This is a genomic window from Nonomuraea cypriaca (assembly GCF_015645445.1).
Lineage (GTDB): Bacteria > Actinomycetota > Actinomycetes > Streptosporangiales > Streptosporangiaceae > Nonomuraea > Nonomuraea cypriaca.
Genome location: NZ_JADOGI010000063.1, coordinates 1 through 25,875, shown reverse-complemented (window position 1 = coordinate 25,875; position 25,875 = coordinate 1). Strand labels below are relative to the sequence as shown.

The following is a 25,875-nucleotide window of genomic DNA, read 5'->3' as shown; positions in this document are numbered from 1 at the left end:
CGGTGTTCGGAAGGGCGACGGTGTTGGGGAGTGCGGGGGTGCCGCCGACGTCCTCGGTGCTTGGGGGTGTGGTGGCACCGCCGAGGTGACAGGGGACAGTGGCGACTCTGGGGAGAGCGGTGGCGCTGTCCAGGTGGGGGCTGATCCAGGGTTCGGTGGGCTGGCCGAGGTGGCCGGTGCTCATGGCGTGGCGGAAGTGGCTGAAGGGGACGGTGGTCTGGTCGAGGGGCTGGGCTCTTGGGGATGTGGCGGCGCTGCCGACGGGTGGGAGGCTTCCGGGCCGGGCGGCGCCCGCGCGGACTCGGTGACGGATGCTTCGCGGACCGTTGCACCAGATGCGTCCTCTGATGACCCCGCTGGGCCCAATGCGGCCGCTGAGACCGCCATTGGACGCCATGCGCTGGCTGATCGCGCCGCTGGGCCCGGCGCGGCCGCAGATCGGGCCGTTAGGTTCGGTATGGCTCCCGATCGGGCCGTTAGGTCTGGTGCGACTGCTGATCGGGCCGTTGGCTCTGGTGCGGTTGCTGATCGGGCCGTTGGGTCCGGTGCGGTTGCTGATCGGGCTCCTGTGCCTGGTGAGGTTGCCGATCGAGACCGTGGATCCGGTGCGGGTGTGGATCGCGCCGGTGGGTGTGATGCGCTGGGTGGTGCCGCTGCTGGGTGTGATGCGGTTGACGATCCGGTCTCTCAACTGGGTGGGTTCGCTGAATCCCCTGGTGGGGCCGATGGGTTCGGAGACTGGGGCGTTGGATGTGGTGTGCCCTGGTTCGCCGATCTGGACGCTGAGACAGGTGGGTTCGGCGATTCCTCTGGTGGGGGCGTTGAGGGTTCCGGTGTGGTTGGGGACTGGTTTGATTTGCCGACGCGGCCGCCGAGGTTGGCGTGCTGTCGCCCGTACGGAATGACTGGGGGGTTGGCGCAGCCGGATCCGCAGGTGGAGCGGGACCTGGCTGAGGCGGTTCCGGTCGGTGTCCGGTTTCCTGATCCGCGTGGCACCTGGGTACGGCTGATCAACGGGGGCGGGCCCGCTGACGACCCGTTCAGGGCCTCCAATGCCGCCGACTGCGCACTGGCCGTGTTGTCCACCTGGCATGGGGAGCCTGCGACGGCCGCGCCGAGATTTCCCGAGTACGACAGGATCGGCCGCCCGGTGCTGACCGGCGAGCGGGGAAGCACGGCCAGGATCGAGCACTGGGTAGGCCACCGCTTCCAGTACGCGGGCCAGGGCCGGCACGCCTACCCCCTGATCGCGCGACGGCTGCTCGACGCCGGCCACGGGGCGAGCGCCGTCATCGTGGTGCGCTGGCCGGGCGGCGGCTCGCACGCCTGGAACGCCGTCAACGCCGACGGCGAGGTGATCTGGATCGACGCCCAGCGCGGGCACATGTCCGTCGAGCCGCCGTACACGACGGTGACCGGGGTGTTCTGCGTGATAGTCGACCGGCGGGGAGGGCCGCGATGAACCTGGACCAGGCTCGGGCGCTGGCCGAGGAGTACTTCAACGGGGTACGTACGCCGGACGAGGCGGCGTCCATCGGCGTACACGGGTTCCATGACGGATATGTCGCCTGGGTGCGGGAGCTCGATCCCGACGACCCCGCGACACTTCCGGAGACGATCGGCGGCGGGTGCGTCGTGATCGACCGGGCCACGGGCGAAGTGGTCGCCCGGCCGCTGCTCGATCCGGAGACCGTGGCCGAGCTCTGGCCCGGCCGCACCCCTCGCTGACACCCGACCTCCGGATTGAGGGAGGGCCCCGACCTCGGGAATGAGGGAGGGCTCGGCGCCGTCCCATGGGACGCCCGCCCACCGGAAGGGGGCTCGCCACATGGGACGGCCGCCCACCGGAAGGGGGCTCGCCTCATGGGACGGCCGCCCACCGGAAGGGGGAGGGCCGGGCACCGCCCCCATGGGACGCCCGACCCACATGCATTTATTGCCTGATTTGTCGGATTTATTCCACTTGTGGGTTGTTTGCCCTGGTCAGCCGGCCGCGAGGGAGGCGACGATCGAGGCGCGGGCCGCGCGGCGGGCGGGCAGGAGCGCGGCCAGGACACCCGCCAGCCCCGACAGCACCACGAACAGCGCGATCTGCCCGGCGGGCACCGAGAGGATCGACCCGGCGAACATCGCCCGCATCGCGGCCCACCCGTACACGCTCCCGAGCACCACCCCGACCAGCGCGCCGACCAGCCCGAGCACCAGCGCCTCGATCCACAGCATCCGGCGCAGTTGCGTCCTGGTCAGCCCGAGCGCCCGGAGCAGCGCCGACTCCCTGGCCCGCTCGTGCACCGACAGGGAGAGCGTGTTCGCGATGCCCAGCAGCGAGATCAGGATCGCCAGCCCGAGCAGTCCTGTGATGATCATGAGGATCATGTCCAGCGTCTCGTCGAACTGTCCTCGCGCCTCGGTCGAGCTCGCCACCTGTACGGTCGGGTACGGCGCGGCGGCGGCGTCCACCACCTTGCGCGCCTGCTCGGGTGGCACCCCGTCCTTGATGTCGACCATCACGCGGGAGTCGGGCAGCGCCCCGAAGTAGGCGTCGAAGTCCTGCTCCGCCACGGTGAGCGAAGGCAGCGTGGACTGGCTGCCGTCGAGCAGCGCGACCACCTCCAGCTCCACGGTGCCGTGCTCGGGAACGGTGATCGGCAGCCGGTCGCCGACCCTTACCTTCAGCGTTTCGGCCAGGGAGTCGTTCAGCGCCGCCCGGCCCGCGCCGAAGCCCGTCATGGAGCCGGAGGCGACGTACGGTTCGACGGGCCCGTTGAAGGCGCCCACGCGGACGCGCCGGCCCGACACCTCGGCGTCGGCCTCGCGGATCCGCACCACCGAGGACAGCTCAGGCTGTGCGCGCAGCCTGTCGGTCACGGACCTGGGGATGACGGACTCGCGTTCCTGGTCGGTCAGCACGTAGTCGACGGGGAACTGGTCGTCGAGCTGGGCCGTCATGGTCACCCTGGTGGACGCCGTGACCACCGAGATCAGCGTCATCAGCGTCACGCCGATGGTGAGCGCGATGGTCGTGGTCGCGGCGCGCTTCGGATTGCGGCCCGAGTTGTCCACCGCGAGCCGTCCAGGCACCCCGAACAGCCGCCCGGGGATCCAGCCCACCAGCGCGCTCAGCGGCCTGACGAGCACCGGCCCGAGGATCAGCACGCCCAGGAACGTCAGCGCGCCCCCGGCCACCACGACGAACAACGAGACCTGGTCGCCGGGCTCGAGCACGAACATGCCGGCCGCGGTCGTGCCGAGGCCGGCCACCAGGAAGGCGGCGGCGAAGAGCCCGCGCGGCAGCCTTGCGCGGAACGTCTGCTCCTCCGCCTGGCTGCGCAGCGCCGCGACCGGCGGCACGCGGGTGGCCGCCCTGGCCGGCAGCAGTGCCGCGCACACCGTGACGACCACGCCGACGGCCAGGCCGATCACGATCGTGCCCGGGGTGAGCGAGACGGTCGCGCCGGTGGGCAGCGGGGTGTCGAACGCGTCGAGGACCGTCAGCGTGAGCGCGGCCAGGCCGTACCCGATGAGCAGGCCGAGGGCGGAGGCGAGCGTGCCGACTACGGCCGACTCCAGCACGATCGAGCCGAACACCTGCCCGCGCGTGGCGCCGATGCACCGCAGCAGCGCCATCTCCCTGGTGCGCTGGGCGACGAGGATGTTGAAGGTGTTGTAGATGACGAGCGCGGCCACCATCATCGCCACCACGCCGAACAACAGCAGGCCCACCGTGAACGTGAACGTCCCCACCCCGGCCGCCGCGGCGAGGTCCTCGGTCAGCTCGGCGCCGGTCTTGACGACGTACGAGCCGCCGACGGCCGCCGCGACGGCCTGCTCCAGGCCGGGAGCCGAACCCGCGACGTCGATCTCGTGGTAGCCCTTCTCGCCGGTCATCCGCCGCGCGGTGGCGGTGGTGAAGCCCACCGCGCCGGTGAACGAGAGCTCCTGGTCCAGGCCGGGATCGAGGAGGCCGACGAGCCTGAACCGGTGCTCGGCCCGTGCGTCGTCGAGCACGGTGATCGTGTCGCCGAGCCGGAAACCCTGGGCCTTGGCGGTGTTCTCGTCGAGCACGGCCGCCCGGTCGTCGCCTCCCGGTCCTGTGCCGGCCACGATGTTCGTGCGGTCGAGCGGGCCGTGGACGACGGAGACGGCCGTGGTGGGGAGGTTCCCGAACGTCTTGCCGTTCTTGCCGAGCACGGGCGCGGACCCGCGGATGAGGCCCTGAGCCTCGCGTACGCCGTCCAGGGCGCGGATCCGTTCGAGCACCCGCTCGGGCAGCACGTCGTCCGAGTCCTTGGGCTGCACGGCCACGTCGACCTTGTCCGCGTCCGCCGTGACCCGCTGGGAGAAGCCGGCCTCCATGGTGTCGTTCAGCACGAACGTGCCCGCGATGAACCCCACCCCCAGCATGATCGCCAGCGAGGTGAGCAGCAGCCTGAGCAGGTGCGCCCGCAGCCCGGCCAGCGCCGTCCTCAGCACCTCACGCCTCCAGCTTCACGAGCGTGTCCAGCACGGACTGCGGCGTCGGCGCGGCGATCTCGGTGACGAGCTCGCCGTCGCGCAGGAACACCACCCGGTCGGCGTACGAGGCCGCCACCGGGTCGTGCGTGACCATGACGATGGTCTGGCCCAGCTCGCGCACCGACGTGCGCAGGAAGGACAGGACCTCGGCGCCGCTGCGCGAGTCGAGGTTGCCCGTCGGCTCGTCGGCGAAGATCACTTGGGGCTTGCTGATCAGCGCCCTGGCCACGGCCACGCGCTGCTGCTGCCCGCCGGACAGCTCGGACGGCCGGTGCGCGAGCCGGTCCTTCAAGCCCACGGTCTCGATCACCCGGTCGAACAGCGGCTGATCCGCCTGGCGGGCGGCGATCTCCAGCGGCAGCCGGATGTTCTGCTCGGCGGTCAGCGTGGGAAGCAGGTTGAACGCCTGGAAGACGAACCCGATCCGCTCGCGGCGCAGCAGGGTGAGCCGCCGGTCGCTCAGCCCGGTCAGCTCGGTCATACCGGTAAGCTCTACGTCGCCGATGTGCACGGTGCCGGAGGTGGCGGTGTCGAGCCCGGCCAGGCAGTGCATGAGCGTGGACTTGCCCGATCCTGAAGGACCCATGATGGCGGTGAACGCGCCCGTGGCGAACGCCACGTTCACTCCGCGAAGGGCGTGGACCTGGGCGCCGCCGTGGCCGTACACCTTGGTCAGATCGGTGGCCACCACCGCGGGCGGCGCCTGCCGCCGGGTCTCGGTGAGCGTCACGTTCACTCCTTGTCGTGATTGATGAACGTGACCAACGGTAGAAGTGGAAATCGTGGGATCTGTGGGCCCTGAGGAGGGACTTCTTGTAGGACCCCAGACGACCCCGGGTCAGACTTTCGGCCGATGGGACGGCACGATCAGCCCGGCCTCGTACGCGTACACGACCACCTGCGCCCGGTCCCGCAGGCCCAGCTTGGCCAGCACCCGGCCGAGGTGCGTCTTCACCGTGCCCTCGGCGACCTCCAGGCGGCCCGCGATCTCCATGTTGGACAGTCCGCGCGCCACCATGAGCAGCACCTCGCGCTCGCGCGGCGTCAGCTCAGCGGCGGACGGCGGCTCCTCGGCAGGCAGCTGGGCGGCGAACCTGTCCAGCATCCGCCGCAGCGTGGTGGGCGACACCACGGCGTCGCCCGCGTGGACGACCCTGATGGCGTCGACCAGGTCGTCGGGCGGCACGTCCTTCAGCAGGAACCCGGCCGCGCCCGCCTTGACCGCGGAGAACGCGTACTCGTCCAGGTCGAACGTGGTCAGGATGAGGACCTTGGGACCGTCGACATGCCTGGTGGCCTCGACGCCGTCCATGTTGGGCATGCGCACGTCCATGAGCACGACGTCCACCTCGGTGGTCTTCAGCAGCTCAAGCGCCGCGACCCCGTCGCCGGCCTCCGCCACCACCTCGATGTCCGGCTGGGCGCCGAGCACCATTCTGAACCCGGCACGCAGCAACTCCTGGTCGTCCACCAGCATCACGCGGATCATCGGGGCTTTCCCTCCTCGGCCGGTCACGCCGCCTGGGCCATGGGCAGCCTGGCCAGCACCTCGAACCCGCCGCCTGGTCTGGGGCCCGCCGACACGGCGCCACCGTACATGCCGGCGCGTTCGCGCATGCCGATCAGGCCGTGCCCGTCGGGGCTCCTCGGCGCCGCCGCGCCCCTGCCGTCGTCGGTCACGCGTACGACCAGCTCGGGGCCGCTGTAGTCGAGCTCCACGACCGCCCGCGCGCCTGGTCCGCCGTGCTTGAGCGCGTTCGTGAGGGCTTCCTGGACGATGCGGTAGACGGCGAGTTGCTGGCCCTCGGGCAGCTCGCGGGGCGCGCCGCCGACCTGTAGCCGCGCGGGCACGACCGAGGCGCGGACCAACTCGCCGAGCTGGGCCAGGCTGGGCTGCGGCGTGTAGTCGGTGGTCATGCGCTCGTCCTCGCGCAGCACTCCGACCAGCCTGCGCATCTCGGCGAGGGCGGCGCGGCCGGTCTTGGAGATGGCCTTGACGGCCACGCGGGCCTGCTCGGGGTCGCTGTCCAAGGCGTATCCCGCGCCGTCGGCCTGCACGACCATCACGCTGACGTTGTGGGCGACGACGTCGTGCAGCTCTCTGGCGATTCTGGCGCGCTCGGCCGCGGCGGCCATCCTGGCCTGCTGGTCGCGCTCGCGTTCGGCCCGCTCGGCGCGTTCCTCCAGGCCCTCCAGGTAGCGGCGGCGGGTGCTGGCGTACAGGCCGGTCAGCCAGACCGTCACCATGAAGATCGAACCGCTGAAGAACACGCTGAACGTGGGCGTGTTCCAGTTGACCAGCGCCAGGAACACGCCGAGCTCAGCCACCAGGCCCGCCGCCAGCGCCCAGCGGAACGAGCACCGGTAGGCCACCGCCCAGAGCGCGACCGGCACCGCGAGGTTGGCGGGGATCACGTCGATGTCCGCGAGCCACTGCACGAAGCTGATCAGCGAGACGGCCGCGAACGAGCCAAGCGGGCGGTCGCGCCACAGCAGCGGCAGCAGCAGCGCCGCCGACATGCCCAAATAGCCCGCCAGGCTGGGGTAGGCGCCGCCGCCCGGTGGGATGTCGTTCGCGTACGGCACCGCCAGGAGGACGCACAGCGTGGCCAGCGGAGCCACCCGGAGGGCGGCGGCCAGCTTCTCGTGGCCTCTGGACCACGCTCGTACCCTGCCGAACACATCCTCACGATATGTAAGCCGGCTCCGCTGTAGGTCCGTCTGAAGGTGGAAGTGCGGGTACGACCCAGGTCTTACGTCGCTCTTGTCTTACGCGGGGCTTACAGGGGGTTGTGCATTCTTATTACCGGGAGCGCCCCTCTTGCGAGTGGGCGAGTAAAGGGAGATCGTGATGGCGGATCATGATCGCGACGCCGGGTCGCGCGGTGAGGAGGAATCACCGCGCGACCCGGCTCATGTCGAGGGTTCTCATGCCGGGGGTTCTCATGTCGAGGGTGCCCATGTCGAGGGTGAACGACAGGAACGGCTGAGGTACGGCGAGACGCCGGACGGCACCGGTTTCACCGCCACCGCCCACACCATGCCGGCTCAGGCGCCCGGATGGGGGCGCGACTCGTCGTTCAGGGACTTCATCCGGCAGAAGCCGGCCCAGATCATCGGTGCCGGACTCATCGGCCACGTCGTCGGCACCCTCTTCGGCGGCACCGCCGTGGCGGTCGTCACGAGCCTTGCCGACAGGGACGAGCCGCGCGGGATGTACTGGGACCACCCCGGCTACGCGCCCTACCACGGCAACATGAGGCCCGAGCGCGCCTACCCGGGCTGCCCGCCCGGCCAGGACGGAGTGCGGTGCTTCACGCCGCCCATGCCACCCCTGCCCACCGTCAGCGTCATGCCCATGCCGACCCGCACCAGTTGACCCGCGGTTTTTCCAGCGGAATTCGGCGGGCTTTCGTCATGGACGGGCATCGCCGGGCGAAAACAGGCTCAGTGAATAGTGTGCGGGCGGGGGGATTCGAACCCCCACGGTGTCTCCACCAACAAGACCTAAACCTGCCGCGTATGCCATTTCGCCACGCCCGCGCAATCCCCGCCAGAGCGGGCAGGATCAGTTTAGCGCTCCGATTGGGTCATGTGTGATGACGGGACGAGGGAGCCTGCGCGGGCCCCTCGGGAGGGCCCGCGAGCGGGGTCAGGACAGGCCGAGCTTCTTCTTGAGCGCGGCCACGTGCCCGGTGGCCTTCACGTTGTAGAGCGCCTGCTCGATCTTCCCGTCCCCGTCGATGACGAACGTCGAGCGGATGACGCCCACCACTTCCTTGCCGTACAGCTTTTTCGTGCCGTACGCGCTGTACGCCCGGTGGACGGTCAGCTCCGGGTCGGACAGCAGGGGAAAGGTCAGGCTGTCGCGTTCGGCGAACTTGGCCAGCTTTTCCGGCTTGTCCTTCGACACGCCGAGGACGACGAAACCTTCGGCGGTCAACCGGCTGAGACTGTCACGGAAGTCGCAGGCCTGTTTGGTGCAGCCGGGAGTCATCGCGGCAGGGTAGAAATAGAGGATCACCCGCTTGCCGCGGTAGGCGTCGAGCGAGACGGTGCCGCCGTCGGCGGCGGGTAGCGTGAACTCGGGCGCGGCGTCGCCGGGCGCGAGCTTGGTGTCGGTCAAAGTGCCCTCCTGAGTTCTTCCCGTCAACCTACCGGCCTGGCCGCCGTGCCGTACGGCACGGCGACCTGACAGACTGATCACCATCAGAACGGACGCAGCTCGCACGGCACGCGGAGCGGCGCGGCCACGCGTACGGCGGAGAGGAGAGCCATGGCTGACACCGATCCCGACGAGCTGGAGCGGCGGATCGCGCGGACCCGCGCGGAGTTGGCGCAGACGGTCGACGCCATCCACGACCGGGTGAGCCCCAAGCGGGTCGCCGAGCGGACGGTGGCCGATGTCAGGACGCGGGCCGGGCACCTCGTGGCGTCCGTGGGGGACGCCCTCGGGGTGACGCCGCGGCCCGTCGAGCGGGCTGACGAGGCCGGCCGGGTGTGGGAGGAAGAGGAGCGGCCCGATCTGGCGCCGGTGCTGATCGGGGTCGGCGCCGTGCTGGTCGTCGGCGCCGCCATCATGCTCTGGCGTCGGCGCAACAGGCGCCGCTGAACTGGCGGCTCGCTCGGAGGGCCGCTGAGCCGCGGCTCGCTCAGGGGGCCGCTGAGCCGGGCTCGCTCAGAGGAAGGTCCTGCCCTCGCCTCTGTACGTCGGCAGCGACTCCACCACGGTGTCGCCCTCGACGAGGTGGAGGGTGTCGAAGCGTTCGCACAGCTCTCCCGCCTTGGCGTGCCTGAACCACACCCGGTCCCCGATCCGCAGGTCCTCGGTCGCCTGGCCGAGCAGCGGGGTCTGCACCTCGCCCGCGCCCTCGCCGGGGGCGTAACGCAGGCCGGCGGGCAGGTACGGCTGCGGCAGGAGGCCCGGCCCCGCGGCTCCCGAGGCCAGGTAGCCGCCGCCGAGCACGGTCACCGCGCCCGGCGCCGGGCGGCGTACCACCGGCAGGGCGAACAACGCGGCCGGGTGCCCCGTGAAACCGCGGTAGAAGTCGAACGACCTCGGGTGGAAGAGGCCCGAGCCCGCCGCCACCTCCGTGACCGCCTTCTCGCGTACGGTGCGCTCGATGGAGCCCGTGCCGCCGCCGTTGACGAATTCGAGGTCGGCGAGCCGGCGGACGGCGTTCACGATGCGGCCGCGCCGGAGGACGAGCTCCCTGGCGGAGCGGGCCTGCATGAGCCGGATGGCGTGGGCGCGCAGGGCGTTCGAGGGCGGGGCGTCGCCGACTCCGGCGATCTGCGCCTCGTACGCCATCAGCCCGGCCAGGCGGAAGCCGGGCCGCTTGGCGATGGCGGCGGCCAGGTCGGCGGCTTCCTCCGGCTCGCGGATGGGGGAGCGGAGAACGCCTGCCCGAAATTTCCCGCCGAAGGCCACATATCCAGCGTCGATGTCTAGACATGTCCGGATTTCGGCTCGGGGGTGGACTGCGGCCACAGCCGACTCGATGACGTCCAGGTGGGCAGTGGAGTCGACGGTCACGGTGATGTGCCGGGCGGCGTGCTCGTCCCCGGCGAGCGCGGCCAGCGCGTGGCGGTCGGCGGTCGGGTAGGCCACGAGGATGTCCGTGAAGCCGTGCGAGGCCAGCCACAGCGCCTCGGGCAGTGTGAAGGCCATGATGCCGTGGAAACCGTCCATGGCCAGGACGCGTTCGAGGAGGGGGCGGCTGCGTACCGACTTGCTCGCGACCCGGATCGGCTTGCCCGCCGCCCGCCGTACGAGGTCCGCCGCGTTGGCCCGCAGCGCCGCCAGGTCGAGGACGGCGATCGGCGGCTCCAGGGCCGCCGTCGCGCGATCGTAGCGCTGACGGTCCTCCATACCGGCAGCGTAACGGCATACAGGGCAAATGAACATGAGGGCCGTTCGCATTGGTTCGGGTCCCCGTAATGTTCGGGCAAATCGGCGGCGAGGGCGCGGTTCAGGCCATGCGGGATCCATGTACGTCTGTTGGTGTGATGACCACGCTTCAGCAGATACTGCCCGGTGCCGCCGTCACCACGCGGCACACCGGGCTGCGCCGGGCGAGCAGGGTGCTCAGACCGGCCCGTACCCTTCCCGGAGTCGTCGTGGCACTCGCGCTGGCCGCCGCACCGGGCGCCACCGCTGCCGAGGTGGTGTCGGGGCTGCTCGGGCGCCCGCTCGGCTGGGTCCCCGTGAACGAGCTCACCGAACTCGCCGGCAGGACCACGTGGCCGGAGCTGGCCACCGCCGCGCTGGTGGCGGCTGGTGTGGGCGCACTGATGACGCTGCTCGCGATCGTGCCGGGCAGGTCCAGGCTGGTGCCGGTGGAGACGTCCGACCCGCTGATCGTCATCGGCATCACCCGCTCCGGCCTGCGCCGCACCCTGCGCGCGGCCGCCCAGCAGGTGCCGGACGTGGACAAGGCCCGGGTACGGCTGCGCCGGCGCACCATCGAGGTCACCGTCGTGACCGGGGCGGAGAGCTCGGGCTCCATGCTCAGGCAGGTCGGCACCGCGGTGGGCGACCGGCTGGCCGGCGTCGGCACCCTCGGCACCGGTGAGGTCGTCGTCCGCCTGCGCAGGAAGGGCCTGTGATGCTCGTTCCGATGAGGGGGTTGTGATGCGCCAGTACACCGGCAACCGGGTCGGCCTCGCCATCGTGGGGACGACACTGCTGGGCCTGGGCGCGTACGCCTGGCTGCGCGGTCAGGACCGGTTCTTCGGCCTGCCGCCGAACGCCAAGGTCCTGCCCGCCCACGTCTCGCGGGCCGTGTCCGCCGAGCCCTGGCCGCTGTGGGGGCTGGCGCTGGCCCTGCTGCTCGTGTCCCTGGCCTGCCTGCGCTGGCTGCTGCTCGCTCTGGGCTGGGGCCGCCGCGGTGTGCGCGACGGCACGGGCACCGCCATGCTGTTCGTCGGGCTCAAGGGCGTGGACGGGCTGAGCAAGGCGCGGGTGCGGGTGGGCGAGGACGGCCTGCGCCTCCGCCTGAGCTGCCCGTCGGCGGCGGACGTGGGCGCGGTGGTGGGGAAGCTGGACCAGGACATCGTCGGCCGCATCCGCCGCGAGGTCCGCGACGACGACGCCCCCACCGTCGTCCGCCTCCACGTCCGCCGCTAACCCGCCCGCCGTCTATTCGTAGTGGTAGCGGGCCTGCAAGATGATGATCTCGTCGTTCGCCGGGAGATACACCAGGCGATGCTCATCAGTGATGCGCCGCGACCATGCGCCTGCCAGGGCGTACTTGAGCGGTTCTGGCTTGCCGATGCCCTCGTACGGATCACGCAGCGCGTCCTCGATGAGCCGGTTGATGCGCTTGAGGATCTGCCGGTCCGCCGCCTGCCAGTGGACGTAGTCTTCCCGGCCCCGGCCTGTGAAAGCTACTTTCACTGAGCAGCCTCGTCTCCCAGCAGTTCGTGCCGCTCGTAACGCCCTTCGATCGCCTCCTGGTAGGACTCGATCAACCGACGTGCGTTGGCAGGGGAACGTAGCAGATGGGCCGTCTCCTGGAGGGCTTCGTATTCTTCCGCGGCCACGAGGTAGGCGTTACCGCTCTTGGAGACGATTTCCACGGCCGTGCGGTCGTTGTTGACCTCTTCGATCAGCGGGAACAGACGACGGCGAGCTTCGCTGGCGGTGATGGACACGATCCCCCCATTCAAGTGGTACAAGGTTATGGTACCGCATGAAAGGGGTCAGCATTCGATCACGTTGACGGCGAGGCCGCCGCGGGAGGTCTCCTTGTATTTGTCGAGCATGTCGCGGCCCGTGTCGCGCATGGTCTTGATGGCCTTGTCCAGGGCCACATAGTGGCGGCCGTCGCCGCGCAGGGCGATCCTGGCGGCCGTGATCGCCTTGTTGGAGGCCACGGCGTTGCGTTCGATGCACGGGATCTGGACCAGGCCGCCGATCGGGTCGCAGGTGAGGCCCAGGTTGTGCTCGATGCCGATCTCGGCGGCGTTCTCGACCTGCTCGGGCGTGCCCCCGAGGACCTCCGTGAGGGCGGCGGAGGCCATCGAGCAGGCCGAGCCGACCTCGCCCTGGCAGCCCACCTCGGCGCCCGAGATCGAGGCGTTCTCCTTGAACAGCACGCCGATCGCGGCGGCCGTGAGCAGGAAACGCACCACGCCGTCGTCGTCGGCGTGCGGGACGAAACGGGTGTAGTACGTCAGAACGGCCGGGATGATGCCGGCGGCGCCGTTGGTGGGGGCGGTGACGACGCGCCCGCCCGCGGCGTTCTCCTCGTTGACCGCCAGCGCGAACAGCGCCACCCAGTCCATGGCCTGCAGCGGGTCCTTCTCCGCCGGCTCCGACTGCAGGCGGCGGTGCAGCTGGTTGGCGCGCCGCTTGACCTTGAGGCCGCCGGGCAGGACACCCTCCTTGGAGATGCCACGTCGTACGCATTCGGACATGACCCGCCAGAGATGGAGTATGCCCGCGCGGATCTCCTCCTCGGTGCGGCCGAACGCCTTCTCGTTCTCCAGCATGAGGGCGGAGATCGACAGGCCCGTGTTCGTGCAGTGCTTGAGCAGCTCCTCACCCGTGGTGAAGGGGTAGGGCAGCACGGTGTCGTCCGGCTTGATGCGGTCGGCGCCCGTGGCCTTCTCGTCCACGACGAAGCCGCCGCCGACCGAGAAGTACACCTTCTCCCTGAGTGTCTCGCCGGACGCGGAGCGGGCGGTGAAGCGCATGCCGTTCGGGTGCTCGGGGAGGGTGATCTTGCGTTCGAAGACGAGGTCCTCGCCCACCGTGAACGGGATCTCGTGCGTGCCGTACAGCTTGACCGTGCCGGCGGCGCGCATCGCGGCCAGGCGCTCTTCGACGGTGTCGACGTCCACGAGCTCGGGCTTCTCGCCGGACAGGCCGAGCAGGACGGCCTTGTCGCTGCCGTGGCCCTTGCCGGTCAGGCCGAGCGAGCCGTACAGGATCGCCTCGACGCGGGCCACCTCGGGGAGGAGGCCGTCCTGGTGCAGTCCGCGGGCGAACTTGTGCGCGGCCGCCATCGGGCCGCCCGTGTGCGAGCTGGAGGGGCCGATGCCTATTTTGAAGAGGTCGAAGACGCTGATCGCCATTGATTGCGCCCTTCAAGAAGGGCCGGGGCCCGGTCGCGGGCCCCGGCGGACCGATGGGTCAGGACTCGCCCGAGGTGAGCGCCGCGTACTCCTCGGCGGTGAGCAGGTCCTCGGCGTCGCCCTCCACCCGCACCCGGAACATCCAGCCCTCGCCGTACGGGTCGCTGTTGGCCAGACTCGGGTCGTCCACGACGGCCTGGTTCACCTCGACGACCTCACCGCCGACCGGCGTGTAGACGTCGCTCACCGACTTGGTCGACTCCACCTCGCCGATGGAGTCGCCCGCCTCGACGGTCGATCCCACCTCGGGGAGCTGCACATAGACGACATCACCAAGGGACTCGGCGGCGAAGGCCGTGATGCCCACCGTCACGGTCAGGCCGTCTTCGAGTCCGGCCACCCACTCGTGCTCCTTGGTGTAGCTCAGGTCGTCAGGGATGTTGCTCACTTGTTCCTCCTGTAAAAGGGCAGCTCGACCAGGTCCATCGGTTCTTGGCTGCCCCGGATGTCCACAGCCAGGCCTTCTTGCGCGCCGGTGTCGACGTACGCCATCGCGATGGGCTTGCCCAGGCTCTGGGAGGGCGCACCGCTGGTGACCTCGCCGACGACGACGCCGTCTTTGGTGACCGGGTAGCCGTGGCGCGGCACCCGGCGGCCCCGCGCGACCAGGCCGACGAGCCGGCGCCTGGGCGGGTCGTCCTTGACCGCCTCGAGCGCAGACCTGCCGACGAAGTCGCCCGGCTTGTCGAATTTCACCACCCTGCCCAGCCCCGCGTCGAACGGGGTCAGCTCGACGCCCAGCTCATTACCGTAGAGCGGCATACCCGCTTCGAGCCGGAGCGTGTCACGGCTGGACAGGCCCGCGGGCTTGAGCGAGTACGGCTCGCCGGCGGCCATGAGCGCGTGCCAGAGCGGCACCGCGTCCTGGTTGGCCACGAACAGCTCGAACCCGTCCTCGCCGGTGTAGCCGGTCCGCGCGATCAGCGCCCGCCGGCCGTCGACCAGGCCGGGCAGCCCGGCGTAGTACTTGAGCCCGGCGAGGTCGGCGTCGGTCAGCGTGGCGAGAATCTCCTGGGACCGCGGCCCCTGTACGGCGATCAGCGCGTACTGGTCCGACCGATCATCGACCACCACGTCGTACGACTTAGCCCGGTTTTTCAGCTCTTGTCCGACTTTTTCGTAGTTCGAGGCGTTTGCCACGACCATGAATTCCTCATCGCCGAGCCGATACACGATGAGGTCGTCCAGCACCCCGCCCCGCTCGTTGACGATCATGGTGTATCTGGCCCGTCCGGGCGCCAGCGCCGACAGGTGGCCGACCAGAGCGTAGTCCAGCGCCGCCGCGGCCTGCGGCCCGGTCAGGAAGATCTCGCCCATGTGCGAGAGGTCGAACAGCCCGGCCGTCTCGCGTACGGCTCTGTGCTCCGCGGACTCGCTCCCGTACCGGAGCGGCATGAGCCACCCCGCGAAGTCGGTGAGCGTGGCGCCGAGGCTCTCGTGAACGTCTCGTAGCGGTGTCGGTCGGGACATTTGTCGCACCTCAGGACAGGATTGGATGCCAGCATCCTCCCCCTCTGTCATCGATGCCTGAGAGATTCGCCCGGCCTTTGCCGGACTTTCACCTTCGGCGAGGCCCTCCAGGCCTGCTTTCCAGAGGTCACCTCCCGATGCGAAACCCAGGGTTTCTCATCAGGTAGCCGCGCGGTCCTTTGCCTTGAGAGGTTTGCGGGGAGGGCTTGCTCCTTCAGGGACCCTGACCGGCTGCCAGGGTGCTCTCCCGCACGGTTTCGCTGGTGATGTCCGTCAGCCTAGTGCCGTCATGGGGTTGTTGTCGCGTTCTGCTCCTCCGTGAACGGCCGCCGGGGCGGGCGTTCACGACGGTGGCGTGGCGCTCGGCGCCGGCCGGAGCCTGGCCGGGCGGCATCGAGGTGTCCTCACCCGGGAGGCACGTGGGCTCGCCGCTCTGCGGCGGCACGCTCACGCCGTCCCACGCGCTCCTGACCACGTCGAACTCCGCGCACCCGCCCGGATACAGCACCTTGGCGGCCCGCAGCGTGGCGACCCTGGCCTTGGCGTACGTCCACGGCTGGGTCTTGGTGTTCAGCGCGGACATGAAGATCTCGCCGGCCCTGCGCACGCCGACGCCCTCGATCGCCGGGCCGTCGTCGCAGCGGTCGCTCGCCGGCTTCCCCTCGGGGTTCGTGCCCTCGGCGAGCAGGTAGAACCAGTGGTTCTGCGGGCCCGCCGCCGCGTACACGTCGGAGCCCGGGACGGCGGGGTCGTAGCAGTTCGGGTGGCCGAGTGCCGACGGGTCGTACATGTTCCTGACCGGGCCGGTGCCGGAGAGGTCGGCCTCCTCGCCGACCAGGTAGTCGGGCGGGTCCAGATCGGCCGGCTCGTTCACGTAGTGCTCGGTGAGGGCGCCCAAGATGTCGCCGACGGACTCGCTCAGCCCGCCGGTCTCGTTGCCGCTGCCCACGCCGCCCGGCGTGGACTGGAAGACGCCGTGCCCGAACTCGTGCGCGACCACGTCCATCGACACGAGGTGCCGGGTGCCGGCGGAGTTGCGGCCGAAGGAGGCGTACGAGCCGTTCCAGAAGGAGTTGACCGCGTTCAGTCCCACCCGGGCCGGGTAGCCCGCGCCCTGGCCGTCGAGGCCGTCGCGGCCCAGCCAGTCGCGCAGCATGTCCCACTCCCGCTGTGCCGCGAACATCGCGTCCACGCAGGCCGTCTCCAGGCTCGTGCCCAGGCCGTCGCCCCACTCGTCGGTGGCGACGGTGTACGGCTGCCCGTCCTGCCCACCGCACTGGAGGCCGCGCCTGCCGGGGTCGCGCATCGTGTACGACGGAGTGGTGTCGATGGTCACCGGGTAGCCGTTGTAGTGGCTGTGGCCGGTGCCCGCGCGTACCTCGTCCCACTGGTCGACGACCTCGCCGGTGTGCGCGTCCACGTACACGTGCAGGCGGCTCGGGGTGGCGGCGGTGACCACCACCTCCCAGGTGAGCCGCGGCGTCAGTGTGGTGGCGTGGACGACGAGGACAGGCGTGCCGACGCCGGACACCTGGGGCAGCCGCGTCCCGGCCGTCGTCGCCGCCGCGTCCGCGGTCACGTCCGGCTCGGTCTGCACGTCGATCTCGGCGCGCTGGCCGGTGGTGAGCGTGTGGACGACCGTGCCCGACGCGTCGGTGGCCACGACCACCTCGCCGCCGTGGACCGGCAGGCCGGCGAACTCGCGGGCGTAGGTGAGGTACTGCAGGCCGCGTACGCCGGTCACGGCCGACGTCAGCGTGAACGTGTCCCGTTCGGAGGCGGCCAGCGCCGCCGGTGCGGCCTCGATCGCGCCGCGCGAGGTCGAGATCGCGTGCCCGCGCTCGCCTGGGCCGGGCGGGACGGCCCTCGCCGGCAGTGCGGTGGGCAGGGCCAGCGTGAGCACGCAGGCGGTGCCCGACCTGAGCATGAGGTTCACGGCTCGCAGGCGGCTACGAGAGCCTCGAAGAGCGCGTGGTCGGCGGCGGCCTCGGGGTGCCACTGCACGGCCACCGTGAAGGGCCCCGAGTCCAGCTCGACCGCCTCGATCGTGCCATCGCCCGAGGTGGCGGTCACCGTGAGGGCCGGGGCGAGGCGGTCGACGGCCTGGTGGTGGTAGTGCGGGACCGGCACGGGGTCGGTGCCCAGGGCCTTGGCCACGCGGGAGCCGGGGCTCGGCGTCACCGGGAGCTCGCCGAAGCGGCCGGGCGCGGGGGAGTGGCCCGTGTGGCCGACGACGTCGGGAAGGTGCTGGTGGAGTGTGCCGCCGAGGGCGACGTTGAGCACCTGGAGGCCGCGGCAGATGCCCAGGAACGGCATCCGCGCGTCGAGGACCGCCCTCATCACCGCGAACTCGGCCTCATCACGAAAATTGCGGATATAGCCGGTTTGGTCGTGTGGCGGCTCGCCGTACCTCGCCGGGTCGATGTCGCCGCCGCCGGCCAGGATGAGCCCGTCCAGGCGGCCCGCGACCTGCGCGGGATCGCCGGCCGGCGGCAGCAGGACGGGCTGGCCGCCGGCTCGTACGACCTGCTCCACGTACATGTACGGCAGGAGCGCGACCCGCATGTCCCACACCGTGAACTTCGCGGGCTCGACGTACGAGGTGATGCCGATGACGGGACGGCGCACGTTCGCCTCCTACAGCGGGGTGACGTAGGCGCCGGAGATGCCGCCGTCCACCAGGAACTCGGCCCCGGTGATGAACGACGCGTCATCGCTGGCCAGGAACGCCACCGCCGCCGCGATCTCGGACGCCTCGGCGAAGCGGCCCACGGGGACGTGGACGAGCCGCCGCTGCGCGCGTTCCGGGTCCTTGGCGAACAACTCCCGCAGCAGGGGCGTGTTCACCGGGCCGGGGCACAGGGCGTTCACCCTGATGCCCTCCCGCGCGAACTGGACGCCCAGCTCGCGCGACATCGCCAGCACCCCGCCCTTGGAGGCGGTGTAGGAGATCTGCGACGTCGCCGACCCCATGACGGCCACGAACGACGCGGTGTTGACGATCGAGCCCTTGCCCTGGCGCCGCATGTACGGGATGGCGTGCTTGCAGCACAGGTAGACGCTGGTCAGGTTGACCTCCTGGACGCGGCGCCAGGCGTCGATGCCGGTCTCCAGGATCGAGTCGTCGTCGGGCGGCGAGATGCCGGCGTTGTTGAAGGCGACGTCCACGCTTCCGTAGGTCTCGTACGCCGTCCCGAACATCCTGACGACGTCGTCCTCACTGGTCACGTCGGCCTTGACGAACAGCCCGCCGACCTCGCCCGCCGCCTTGACCCCCGTCTCCTCGTCGATGTCCACACAGACGACCTTCGCCCCCTCCTCAGCGAACCTCCGCACCGTGGCCAGCCCGATCCCACTACCGGCCCCCGTCACCACAGCCACGCGATCCTGCAACCGCCGCATTTATACGTCACTCCCTGCTGATTGGTCGCTCACTGCGTCGGGTTCACTCCGTGCTGATTGGTCGTTCACCGCTCCTCATTCGCTGCGCGAAGTGCTTCGTGCCTCAGCCCTTCACTCCGCTCACTGCGTCGGGTTCACTCCGTGCTGATTGGTCGTTCACCGCTCCTCATTCGCTGCGCGAAGTGCTTCGTGCCTCAGCCCTTCACTCCGCTCACTGCGTCGGGTTCACTCCGTGCTGATAAAAACGTTCTTGGTCTCAGTGAACGCCGCGAGGGCGTCGGGGCCGAGTTCTCGGCCGAGGCCGGATTGTTTGAAGCCTCCGAACGGGGTCCAGTAGCGCACCGACGAGTGTGAGTTCACCGAGAGCGCGCCCGATTCGACCGCCCTGGCCACGCGCAGCGCCCGCCCCACGTCACGGGTCCAGATGGAGCCGCTCAGGCCGTAGGGGGTGTCGTTGGCGATGCGTACGGCCTCCGCCTCGTCCTCGAACGGCACCACCGACACCACCGGGCCGAAGATCTCCTCGGTGAACGCGCGGTCGGTGACGTCCGGGGTCAGCACGGTCGGCGGGAACCAGTAGCCCTTGCCCTGCGGACAGGATCCCTGCAGGTAGGGGGTGTCCGTCACGAAGCCGCGCACCCGGGCGAGGTGCTCCTGGCTGATCAGCGGGCCCATCTCGGTGCTCTCGTCGCGCGGGTCGCCGACCTTGACGGCGCGTACGGCGCCCGCGAGGCGTTCCATGAACTCGTCGTACACGCTGGCCTGGACGAGCACCCGGGACCGGGCGCAGCAGTCCTGCCCCGCGTTGTCGAAAACAGCATAAGGAGCGGTTTTTGCCGCTTTTTCGAGATCTGAGTCCGCAAAGACGATATTTGCGGATTTGCCGCCTAGTTCGAGGGTGATCCGTTTGACGTGGGACGCCGCCTTGGCGGCGATCTCCTTGCCCACCTCGGTCGAGCCGGTGAACACGATCTTGGCCACGTCCGGATGCTCGACCAGCCGGGCCCCCGCGACCTCCCCTGCTCCAGGCAGCACCTGGAGCACCCCCTCGGGGAGGCCCGCCGCCAAGGCCAGCTCGGCCAGCCTCAGCGCGGTCAGCGGGGTCCATTCCGCCGGCTTGACGATCACCGTGTTACCGGCCGCCAGCGCGGGGGCCATGCCCCACGACATGATGAGCATGGGGAAGTTCCACGGCACGATGACGCCCACGACGCCCAGCGGCTCCTGGAACGTGATGTCCACGCCGCCCGCCACCGGGATCTGCTTGCCGTGGTTGCGCTCGGGCGCGGCCGCGTAGAAGTGCAGCACGTCGCGTACGGCGCCGGCCTCCCAGCGGGCGGTGCCGATCGGGTGTCCGGCGTTGGCCAGCTCCAGCCCGGCCAGCTCGGCGCCGTGCTCGTCCACCAGGCCGGCGAACCTGCGCAGCAGCCGCGCCCGGTCACCGGGCGACACCTCCCGCCAGCTCGCGTACGCCTTCCTGGCACGCTCCACGGCCCGGTCGATCTCGGCCGCGTCGGCTGGCTCCACCTCGGCCAGCACGTCCTCGGTCGCCGGATTAACGATCTTCATACGTCACATCCGCTCGAATCCACGGAACATCTCCCAATCCGTCACCGCCGAGTCGAACGCGGCCAGCTCCACCCTCGCGTTGTTCGCGTAGTGCTCGACCACGTCATCCCCGAACGACTCGCGCGCCAGCTTCGACCCCTCGAACAGCGCCAGCGCGTCCCGCAGCGTGTGCGGCACGGTCTCGGCGCCGGAGTCGTAGGCGTTGCCCTCGAAGGCGCCCCCCAACGACAGCTCCGCGTCGATGCCGTGCAGCCCGGCCGTGACGAGCGCGGCCACCGCGAGGTACGGGTTCACGTCGCCGCCCGGCACCCGGTTCTCCACCCGCAGCGAGTGGCCGTGGCCGACGAGCCTGAGCGCGCAGGTGCGGTTGTCGACGCCCCACTTGACGGCCGTCGGCGCGAAGCTGCCTGGGGCGTAGCGCTTGTAGGAGTTGATGTTGGGGGCGTACAGGAGGGTGAGCTCGCGCAGGCAGGCCAGTTGCCCGGCGATGAAGTGGGCGCCGAGCCGCGACAGACCGTATGACTCCGGCCCCGCCATCACGGGGTCGCCGTCGAGGCTCCGGAGCGAGATGTGGATGTGGCACGAGTTCCCCTCGCGCTGGTTCGGCTTGGCCATGAAGGTGATCGATTTGCCCTCCTGGGCGGCGATCTCCTTGGCGCCGTTCTTGTAGACGGCGTGGTTGTCGCAGGTCTTCAGCGCCTCGTCGTAGCGGAAGGCGATCTCGTGCTGGCCCAGGTTGCATTCGCCCTTGGCGGACTCGACGTACATGCCCGCGCCCTCCATCCCGCGCCTGATCCGGCGCAGGAGCGGCTCGACGCGGGCCGTGCCCAGCAGCGAATAGTCGACGTTATAAAGGTTGGCGGGCGACAAATCGCGATATGCCCGCTTCCACGCGTCCTCGTAGCTGTCCTCGTAGACGACGAACTCCAACTCCGTGCCCACGTACGCGGCCAGGCCCCGGTCGGCGAGGCGGGCGAGCTGGCGGCGCAGGATCTGGCGCGGCGAGGCGGCCACGTCGGCGCCGTCCTCCCAGGCCAGGTCGGCCATCAGCATCGCGGTCCCCTCCTGCCACGGCACCCTGCGCAGCGTCCCGAGGTCCGGTTTCATCACGAAGTCGCCGTAGCCGCGGTCCCAGGACGACATGGCGTACCCCGAGACCGTGTTCATGTCCACGTCGACCGCGAGCAGGTAGTTGCACCCCTCGGAACCGTGGTGCAGCACCTCGTCGAGAAAATAGCGCGCGGACAGCCTCTTGCCCTGCAACCTGCCCTGCATGTCGGCGATGGCGAGGAGAACGGTGTCGATGCGCCCGGCCGTCACCTCGTCGCGCAACTCGCCGACGGTCAGGAACCCTTCTGCCACGTGACGTCGCTCCGATCTGGCTGACGCGCTTTCCCGTTGATTGGGCTAGTCTCAGACCATTGATGTGCATGGCGGGATCGCTTGTCAAGACCTGAGGACACGTTGGACAAGTCGGCGCGTTTGATGACGGTGTTGCGCCCTGTACGGGCCGGCAACGCCTTCGAGGAGACGGTGGAACGCCTGCTTCAGGCGATCAAGCTGGGCGTGGTCGCGCCTGGGGACAAGCTGCCGCCGGAGCGCGAGCTGGCCGTTCAGCTCGGCATCAGCAGGGTCACCCTGCGCGAGGCCATCCGCGCCCTGTCCGACGCGGGCTACCTCGACGTACGTCGCGGGCGCTACGGCGGGGCGTTCGTCACCTACGCGCCGCCCGAGCCTGACGCCGGCGACCTGCGCCAGGCCGTGACCGAAATGGGCATGGCCGAGCTGTCGGAAGCGCTCACCTTCCGGCTGGCGGTGGAGTGCGGCGCGGCCCAGGTGCTGGCGGCCGCCGGCCTCGCGGACGAACAGCGGGTCGTGCTCCTCCGCAGGCTGACCGAGCTGAACGCGGCCGGACTCGAGGACTACCGGCGGCTCGACACGGCCTTCCACCTGTCCATCGCCGAGCTGACCGGCTCGACGCTGCTCGCCACGACGTGCGCGGACGCGCGTTCGAGGGTCAGCGACCTGCTGAACGCCATCCCCATGCTGCAGGTCAACCTGGACCACGCCGCCGGCCAACACCGGGCCATCGTGGACGCCATCCTCGCCGGCGACCCGGACGCGGCCCGCCGGGCGGTGACCGAGCACCTGGAGGGCACGGCCGCCCTCCTACGGGCGTTCCTGTCGTGACACGTACCGGCGATACGCGCTAAGGGCTCAGATGGGCTCGTACCATCAGCATTAGGCTCATGGGGATCTGGTTCCAGCACAACATCGTCGCCACGGGACGGCTGCCGCTGTTCTGTTACTTCGTCACGCTCATCGTGGCGTTCATCGCCACCCGCATCAACGTCCGCCTGATCAGGGCCAAGGTGGGCTGGTTCCGCAACATGAACGTGGGTGAGATGCACATCCACCACGTCGTCTTCGGCGTGGTGCTGATGATGATCGGCGGTGTCATGGGGCTGATCGTCTCGGACGCCTCGCAGGCCGGCTACGCCGTCGCGGCCTGCGTCTTCGGTTTGGGCTCGGCCCTGGTGCTGGACGAGTTCGCGCTGATCCTGCACCTGCACGACGTCTACTGGGAGGAGGAGGGGCGCACCTCGGTCGACGCGGTCTTCATCGCGGTCGCCGTCACCGGCCTCCTGCTCATCGGACTGCGTCCGCTGACCTGGGACTACGGCACCCCGATCACTCCCGCCGCGTTGATCGTGGCCAATCTGGCGCTTGCCGTCATCACGCTGCTCAAGGGCAAGATCTGGACAGGGATGGCGGGCCTGTTCATCCCGCCCATGCTCGTGGTCGGCGCGGTACGCCTCGCGCGTCCCGGCTCGCCGTGGGCCTACTGGTTCTTCGCCAGGCGATCCCCGCGCAAGATGGCCAGGGCCGTCCACCGGGAGGAGCGGTGGCGGCGACCGGTGATCAAGGTCAAGATCGCCTTCCAGGAGTTCCTCTCCGGGCGCCACGACCTGCCTTCCACCCGGCGCCGACTTCCGGGACGACCTCCACAGTCCGGCTGAACGGCCGGTACGGCATCGAAGGAACGGGATGAAGGACCTGATTCTTGACGTAGACACCGGCGTGGACGACGCGCTGGCCATCCTCTTCGCCGTGCGTCACCCGGAGCTGCGGCTGCGCGCGGTGACGTGCGTGGCCGGCAACACCGGCGTCGATCAGGTGGTCGCCAACACCCTCAAGGTCCTGGACGCGGCGGGCGCGCCGGACGTGCCGGTGAGCGCCGGGGCCGTGCGGCCGCTCATCGGGCCGGCCCGCGACGCGGGTCACATCCACGGCGCCGACGGGCTCGCCGACCTCGGGCTGCCCACCTCGGCCCGGCGGCCGGCCGGGATGCCGGCCGTGGAGTTACTGCGCAACGCCATCCTCGGCGCGCCCGAGCCCGTCGTCGTGGTGGGTCTGGCGCCGCTGACCAACCTGGCCCTGCTGCTGCGGGTCTACCCGGAGGTCGCGGGCAACATCGAGCGGCTGGTCTTCATGGGAGGCAGCGCCTCGACGGGCAACGCCACCCCGGTCGCGGAGTTCAACGTGTGGCACGACCCGGAGGCGACCGCGATCGTGGTGGACGCGGAGGTGCCGCTGACGATGTACGGGCTGGACGTCTTCTACCACGTCTCCGTGGACGCGCCCACGTGCGCGGACCTGATCGGGCACGAGGAGCCCGGCAGCCGGCTGGCGGGCGCTCTGCTGCGGCACCAGATCGCCCTGTGCGGGGCGGACCCGAGGGTGGACGGCGCCGGGCTGCTCGGGGACGCCGGCGCGCTGTGCGCGGTGGCCGACCCTGAAGGGCTGACCACGGAGCGGCTGCCGGTGTGCGTGGAGCTCGCTCCCGGGCTCAGCCGGGGGCAGACGCTGGTGGACCGGCGGGTGCTCCCCGGGGAGGACGAGGCCCACGGGCTGGCCGGTCCCTCGCGGAGCATCGACGTCGCGCTCGGCGTCGACGCTCTCCGCTACCGCAAGCTCTTCCTCGACACACTGCTGAGCAAGCCACCGTCGTAGGACGGCCGCCGCCAGCGTCTCAGGACGCCGGCGACCTGCCGGAGGCCGGCTGAGCCCATGGCGTGAGCTCGGGCCGCTTGGCGGTGCGGCCGTCGCCCGAGGAGCGGCCGCGCAGGCGGCGGCCGATCCACGGACCCAGGAACATGGCGACCCACCGCAGCTCGGTCGCCGCCGTCCGCAAGGGCCCCGGCGCCGGCCGGGGCGGGAGCGGCCGCATCCAGCCGTCGTCGCCGCCGGGCAGGCGCAGGGCGTGGGCCATGGCGGCGGCGATGAGCGCGTGGCCCGCCGGACTGGCGTGCAGCCGGTCGACGCTCCACAGCCGCGCGTCCGTGACGGACTTCACCGGGAACGTGTCCACCAGCGTGACCCCGTGGCGGGCTGCGGCGGCGCGGATGCGGGCGTTGAGGTCGAGCACCCTGGGCCGGAGCGGGCGGGCCAGGGGCATGATCCCGCCGATGTCAGGAAACGTCACGGTGAGCACGTGCGCGCCCGCGGTCGTCAGCGCGGCGTACATGTCCTCCAGCGCCTCGGCCACCTCCGCGGCGTCGAAGCCCGGGCGGGTGAGGTCGTTCATGCCCGCCATGACCGTGGCCAGATCGGGGCGCAACTCCAGCGCGACGGCCAGTTGCCTGGCGCGGACGTGACGCGCCAGGCTCCCGCGGACCGCGAGGTTGGCGTAGAGCAGGCCGGGGTGGGCGCGGTCCAGGTGCTCGGCGAGGCGGTCGGCCCAGCCGCGGTGACCGCTGAGGTCGTCGCCGTCGCCGAGGCCCTCGGTCTGGCTGTCTCCGAGCGCGACGTAACGCGAGTAGGTCATGAGGTCGTCCTTCCTGTACGGGCGGAGCGCTCGCTCAGCGTCCGCGCGGTCCGCAGGCACCAGTCGTGCATCTCACGTTCCAGCCGGCATCCCGCCAGGCAGGACAGGTAGGGGCCCACCTGCTCGCCCTGGCGCAGGAACGTCTCCTCGTCCAGATCGCCGCGCAGGTGGACGAGCATGTCCTCGAACAGCTCCAGCTTGGCCGCGGCCTCCCGCGCCCGTTCGCCGAGCTGCTCGATCACGGGCGCGGTGTCGACCAGGTCCACCGCGTGCACCTTGACGACCAGGTCGTCGCGGATGAGCAGGGGCCTGGCGGGCGTCGCGGCGAAGGCGGCCAGCTCGGCGAGTCCGGCGTCGGTGACCTTGAACACCCGCTTGTTGGGGCGGCCGTGCTGGACCACCTCCCTGCCGGTGATCAGGCCGTCGGTCTCCAGCTTGGCCAGCTCGGCGTAGAGCTGCTGGGGAGCGGCGTACCAGAAGTTGGAGACGCCCACGTCGAAGATCTTGGTGAGCTGGTAGCCGCTGTATTCGCCGTTGAGCAGTGCCACCAGCACCGCGTGCCGTAGCGCCATGCGCTAGTCATGTCCAGGAGTAGTCATGGACATGACTATAGCCTCAGCGGATTCCGCGGCGGTTCTGGAGGGTCAGAGGGAGGCCACCGAGCGGAGGGCCAGGCCCGCGCCCAGGAGGAGGACCATCGCGGCCGTGCCCATGGGGGCCAGGCCCGAGATCCTGGTGGCCAGGCGGCGGCCGGCCGAGGCGCGTCGTTCCAGGCGGTCGACGAGTTTGACCAGGAGCAGGCCCGTGACGGTGAGGGTGGCGGCCATGCCGACGCCGTAGGCGGTCACCAGCGCCACGCCGAACCAGGTGCGGCCGAGCGCGATCGCTCCGAGCAACACGATCAGGGCCGACGGGCTGGGGACGAGCCCGCCCGCCACCCCGAGCCCCAC

Annotated in this window: 27 protein-coding genes, 1 tRNA gene, 2 pseudogenes and 2 riboswitches; of the genes and pseudogenes, 10 read left to right on the top strand and 20 right to left on the bottom strand. The window is 70.5% G+C overall.

What is annotated here, in order from left to right; all coding sequences use genetic code 11:
- Nucleotides 1–395: 395 nt before the first annotated feature.
- Genes ITP53_RS21660 through ITP53_RS21650 form a run of 3 tightly spaced genes read left to right on the top strand, consistent with a single transcriptional unit; the run spans nt 396 to nt 1,728 of the window.
- Complete coding sequence (locus ITP53_RS21660; RefSeq protein ID WP_195897246.1) at nt 396–905, top strand: hypothetical protein; 510 nt, start codon at nt 396–398, stop codon at nt 903–905.
- Nucleotides 906–913: 8 nt separating this feature from the next.
- A complete protein-coding gene (locus tag ITP53_RS21655) occupies nt 914–1,462 on the top strand; it encodes a toxin glutamine deamidase domain-containing protein (protein WP_236051056.1) in 549 nt (182 codons plus the stop codon).
- A complete protein-coding gene (locus ITP53_RS21650) occupies nt 1,459–1,728 on the top strand; it encodes a hypothetical protein (RefSeq protein ID WP_195897244.1) in 270 nt (89 codons plus the stop codon). The genes ITP53_RS21655 and ITP53_RS21650 overlap by 4 nt, the downstream gene beginning before the upstream one ends.
- Before the next feature lie 255 nt (nt 1,729–1,983).
- On the opposite strand, the gene ITP53_RS21645 is transcribed toward ITP53_RS21650, so the two are convergent.
- The 4 genes from ITP53_RS21645 to ITP53_RS21630 form a co-directional block, all read right to left on the bottom strand.
- Nucleotides 1,984–4,473 carry an ABC transporter permease gene (locus tag ITP53_RS21645; protein WP_195897243.1) on the bottom strand — a complete coding sequence of 830 codons (2,490 nt, stop codon included), beginning with the start codon at nt 4,471–4,473 and terminating at the stop codon, nt 1,984–1,986.
- Between the two features lies 1 nt (nt 4,474).
- A complete protein-coding gene (locus ITP53_RS21640) occupies nt 4,475–5,245 on the bottom strand; it encodes an ABC transporter ATP-binding protein (protein WP_328815301.1) in 771 nt (256 codons plus the stop codon).
- A 108-nt stretch (nt 5,246–5,353) separates the two neighbouring features.
- Complete coding sequence (locus ITP53_RS21635) at nt 5,354–6,004, bottom strand: response regulator (RefSeq protein WP_195897241.1); 651 nt, start codon at nt 6,002–6,004, stop codon at nt 5,354–5,356.
- Between the two features lie 23 nt (nt 6,005–6,027).
- Entirely contained in the window at nt 6,028–7,197 is a 1,170-nt protein-coding gene (locus ITP53_RS21630; protein ID WP_195897240.1) for a sensor histidine kinase, read from the bottom strand.
- 169 nt (nt 7,198–7,366) lie between these two features.
- On the opposite strand from ITP53_RS21630, the gene ITP53_RS21625 reads away from it, so the two are divergent.
- Complete coding sequence (locus tag ITP53_RS21625) at nt 7,367–7,894, top strand: hypothetical protein (protein ID WP_195897239.1); 528 nt, start codon at nt 7,367–7,369, stop codon at nt 7,892–7,894.
- 81 nt (nt 7,895–7,975) lie between these two features.
- On the opposite strand, the gene ITP53_RS21620 is transcribed toward ITP53_RS21625, so the two are convergent.
- Together ITP53_RS21620 and bcp are read right to left on the bottom strand one after the other, a co-directional pair.
- Nucleotides 7,976–8,058: transfer RNA gene (locus tag ITP53_RS21620), tRNA-Leu, on the bottom strand.
- A gap of 109 nt (nt 8,059–8,167) precedes the next feature.
- The gene (bcp, locus tag ITP53_RS21615; RefSeq protein WP_236051055.1) at nt 8,168–8,641 is read right to left on the bottom strand and encodes a thioredoxin-dependent thiol peroxidase; all 474 of its coding nucleotides are present in this window, start codon (nt 8,639–8,641) and stop codon (nt 8,168–8,170) included.
- Nucleotides 8,642–8,791: 150 nt separating this feature from the next.
- On the opposite strand from bcp, the gene ITP53_RS21610 reads away from it, so the two are divergent.
- Nucleotides 8,792–9,127, top strand: coding sequence for a DUF3618 domain-containing protein (locus ITP53_RS21610; protein WP_195897237.1), 336 nt, complete (start codon nt 8,792–8,794; stop codon nt 9,125–9,127).
- Nucleotides 9,128–9,193: 66 nt separating this feature from the next.
- Here ITP53_RS21610 and ITP53_RS21605 read toward each other — a convergent pair whose 3' ends face one another.
- Nucleotides 9,194–10,387: an amino acid deaminase/aldolase gene (locus ITP53_RS21605; RefSeq protein WP_195897236.1), complete on the bottom strand. Its 1,194-nt coding sequence runs from the start codon at nt 10,385–10,387 to the stop codon at nt 9,194–9,196.
- 137 nt (nt 10,388–10,524) lie between these two features.
- Here ITP53_RS21605 and ITP53_RS21600 point away from each other — a divergent pair, with 137 nt between their 5' ends.
- Both ITP53_RS21600 and ITP53_RS21595 read left to right on the top strand, forming a co-directional pair.
- A complete protein-coding gene (locus ITP53_RS21600) occupies nt 10,525–11,124 on the top strand; it encodes a DUF6286 domain-containing protein (protein ID WP_195897235.1) in 600 nt (199 codons plus the stop codon).
- 25 nt (nt 11,125–11,149) lie between these two features.
- A complete protein-coding gene (locus tag ITP53_RS21595; protein ID WP_195897234.1) occupies nt 11,150–11,644 on the top strand; it encodes a hypothetical protein in 495 nt (164 codons plus the stop codon).
- A gap of 12 nt (nt 11,645–11,656) precedes the next feature.
- Here the strand turns inward: ITP53_RS21595 and ITP53_RS21590 are convergent, their stop codons facing one another.
- From ITP53_RS21590 to ITP53_RS21545, 10 genes and pseudogenes are all read right to left on the bottom strand, one after another.
- Nucleotides 11,657–11,914 (bottom strand): Txe/YoeB family addiction module toxin, encoded by a 258-nt coding sequence (locus ITP53_RS21590; RefSeq protein WP_195897233.1) that lies wholly within the window; start codon nt 11,912–11,914, stop codon nt 11,657–11,659.
- Nucleotides 11,911–12,171: a type II toxin-antitoxin system Phd/YefM family antitoxin gene (locus ITP53_RS21585; protein ID WP_195897232.1), complete on the bottom strand. Its 261-nt coding sequence runs from the start codon at nt 12,169–12,171 to the stop codon at nt 11,911–11,913. Before ITP53_RS21585 ends, ITP53_RS21590 begins: the two co-directional genes overlap by 4 nt.
- A 48-nt stretch (nt 12,172–12,219) precedes the next feature.
- Entirely contained in the window at nt 12,220–13,596 is a 1,377-nt protein-coding gene (locus ITP53_RS21580) for an L-serine ammonia-lyase (protein ID WP_195897231.1), read from the bottom strand.
- A 58-nt stretch (nt 13,597–13,654) separates the two neighbouring features.
- Nucleotides 13,655–14,044 (bottom strand): glycine cleavage system protein GcvH, encoded by a 390-nt coding sequence (gene gcvH, locus ITP53_RS21575; protein WP_195897230.1) that lies wholly within the window; start codon nt 14,042–14,044, stop codon nt 13,655–13,657.
- Complete coding sequence (gene gcvT, locus ITP53_RS21570) at nt 14,041–15,126, bottom strand: glycine cleavage system aminomethyltransferase GcvT (protein ID WP_195897229.1); 1,086 nt, start codon at nt 15,124–15,126, stop codon at nt 14,041–14,043. Before gcvT ends, gcvH begins: the two co-directional genes overlap by 4 nt.
- Nucleotides 15,127–15,160: 34 nt before the next feature.
- Nucleotides 15,161–15,260, bottom strand: a riboswitch (glycine riboswitch).
- Nucleotides 15,261–15,288: 28 nt separating this feature from the next.
- A riboswitch (glycine riboswitch) is annotated at nt 15,289–15,386 on the bottom strand.
- A 242-nt stretch (nt 15,387–15,628) separates the two neighbouring features.
- Nucleotides 15,629–17,053: pseudogene (locus ITP53_RS21565) on the bottom strand (M4 family metallopeptidase); the annotation flags it as partial.
- A 5-nt stretch (nt 17,054–17,058) separates the two neighbouring features.
- A complete protein-coding gene (locus ITP53_RS21560) occupies nt 17,059–17,754 on the bottom strand; it encodes a gamma-glutamyl-gamma-aminobutyrate hydrolase family protein (RefSeq protein WP_195897228.1) in 696 nt (231 codons plus the stop codon).
- A 9-nt stretch (nt 17,755–17,763) separates the two neighbouring features.
- Nucleotides 17,764–18,528, bottom strand: a complete 765-nt coding sequence (locus tag ITP53_RS21555; RefSeq protein ID WP_195897227.1) for a 3-oxoacyl-ACP reductase — start codon at nt 18,526–18,528, stop codon at nt 17,764–17,766.
- A gap of 225 nt (nt 18,529–18,753) precedes the next feature.
- A complete protein-coding gene (locus ITP53_RS21550) occupies nt 18,754–20,097 on the bottom strand; it encodes an aldehyde dehydrogenase family protein (protein WP_195897226.1) in 1,344 nt (447 codons plus the stop codon).
- A 3-nt stretch (nt 20,098–20,100) separates the two neighbouring features.
- Entirely contained in the window at nt 20,101–21,459 is a 1,359-nt protein-coding gene (locus ITP53_RS21545) for a glutamine synthetase family protein (RefSeq protein WP_328815293.1), read from the bottom strand.
- A 123-nt stretch (nt 21,460–21,582) separates the two neighbouring features.
- On the opposite strand from ITP53_RS21545, the gene ITP53_RS21540 reads away from it, so the two are divergent.
- From ITP53_RS21540 to ITP53_RS21530, 3 genes are read left to right on the top strand one after another with little or no spacing between them, the layout of a single operon-like run.
- Complete coding sequence (locus tag ITP53_RS21540) at nt 21,583–22,287, top strand: FadR/GntR family transcriptional regulator (RefSeq protein ID WP_195897225.1); 705 nt, start codon at nt 21,583–21,585, stop codon at nt 22,285–22,287.
- A gap of 59 nt (nt 22,288–22,346) precedes the next feature.
- Entirely contained in the window at nt 22,347–23,117 is a 771-nt protein-coding gene (locus ITP53_RS21535; protein ID WP_195897224.1) for a hypothetical protein, read from the top strand.
- Nucleotides 23,118–23,145: 28 nt separating this feature from the next.
- Nucleotides 23,146–24,111 carry a nucleoside hydrolase gene (locus tag ITP53_RS21530; protein WP_195897223.1) on the top strand — a complete coding sequence of 322 codons (966 nt, stop codon included), beginning with the start codon at nt 23,146–23,148 and terminating at the stop codon, nt 24,109–24,111.
- Between the two features lie 19 nt (nt 24,112–24,130).
- Here ITP53_RS21530 and ITP53_RS21525 read toward each other — a convergent pair whose 3' ends face one another.
- The 3 genes and pseudogenes from ITP53_RS21525 to ITP53_RS21515 all read right to left on the bottom strand — a co-directional run.
- Entirely contained in the window at nt 24,131–24,925 is a 795-nt protein-coding gene (locus ITP53_RS21525; protein ID WP_195897222.1) for an SGNH/GDSL hydrolase family protein, read from the bottom strand.
- Nucleotides 24,922–25,497 carry a PadR family transcriptional regulator gene (locus ITP53_RS21520; RefSeq protein WP_195897221.1) on the bottom strand — a complete coding sequence of 192 codons (576 nt, stop codon included), beginning with the start codon at nt 25,495–25,497 and terminating at the stop codon, nt 24,922–24,924. The genes ITP53_RS21525 and ITP53_RS21520 overlap by 4 nt, the downstream gene beginning before the upstream one ends.
- 72 nt (nt 25,498–25,569) lie before the next feature.
- Nucleotides 25,570–25,875 (bottom strand): annotated as a pseudogene (locus ITP53_RS21515) (High-affinity nickel-transporter); the annotation flags it as partial.

Coding starts and splice junctions, on each gene's coding strand:
- ITP53_RS21650 (WP_195897244.1), top strand. CDS start 1,459: ATGAACCTGGACCAGGCTCGGGCGCTGGCCGAGGAGTACTTCAACGGG.
- ITP53_RS21540 (WP_195897225.1), top strand. CDS start 21,583: ATGACGGTGTTGCGCCCTGTACGGGCCGGCAACGCCTTCGAGGAGACG.
- gcvT (WP_195897229.1), bottom strand. CDS start 15,126: ATGTCCCGACCGACACCGCTACGAGACGTTCACGAGAGCCTCGGCGCC.
- ITP53_RS21625 (WP_195897239.1), top strand. CDS start 7,367: ATGGCGGATCATGATCGCGACGCCGGGTCGCGCGGTGAGGAGGAATCA.
- ITP53_RS21530 (WP_195897223.1), top strand. CDS start 23,146: ATGAAGGACCTGATTCTTGACGTAGACACCGGCGTGGACGACGCGCTG.
- ITP53_RS21525 (WP_195897222.1), bottom strand. CDS start 24,925: ATGACCTACTCGCGTTACGTCGCGCTCGGAGACAGCCAGACCGAGGGC.
- ITP53_RS21600 (WP_195897235.1), top strand. CDS start 10,525: ATGACCACGCTTCAGCAGATACTGCCCGGTGCCGCCGTCACCACGCGG.
- ITP53_RS21580 (WP_195897231.1), bottom strand. CDS start 13,596: ATGGCGATCAGCGTCTTCGACCTCTTCAAAATAGGCATCGGCCCCTCC.
- ITP53_RS21535 (WP_195897224.1), top strand. CDS start 22,347: ATGGGGATCTGGTTCCAGCACAACATCGTCGCCACGGGACGGCTGCCG.
- ITP53_RS21605 (WP_195897236.1), bottom strand. CDS start 10,387: ATGGAGGACCGTCAGCGCTACGATCGCGCGACGGCGGCCCTGGAGCCG.
- ITP53_RS21610 (WP_195897237.1), top strand. CDS start 8,792: ATGGCTGACACCGATCCCGACGAGCTGGAGCGGCGGATCGCGCGGACC.
- ITP53_RS21595 (WP_195897234.1), top strand. CDS start 11,150: ATGCGCCAGTACACCGGCAACCGGGTCGGCCTCGCCATCGTGGGGACG.
- ITP53_RS21660 (WP_195897246.1), top strand. CDS start 396: ATGCGCTGGCTGATCGCGCCGCTGGGCCCGGCGCGGCCGCAGATCGGG.
- ITP53_RS21550 (WP_195897226.1), bottom strand. CDS start 20,097: ATGAAGATCGTTAATCCGGCGACCGAGGACGTGCTGGCCGAGGTGGAG.
- ITP53_RS21520 (WP_195897221.1), bottom strand. CDS start 25,497: ATGGCGCTACGGCACGCGGTGCTGGTGGCACTGCTCAACGGCGAATAC.
- ITP53_RS21635 (WP_195897241.1), bottom strand. CDS start 6,004: ATGATCCGCGTGATGCTGGTGGACGACCAGGAGTTGCTGCGTGCCGGG.
- ITP53_RS21555 (WP_195897227.1), bottom strand. CDS start 18,528: ATGCGGCGGTTGCAGGATCGCGTGGCTGTGGTGACGGGGGCCGGTAGT.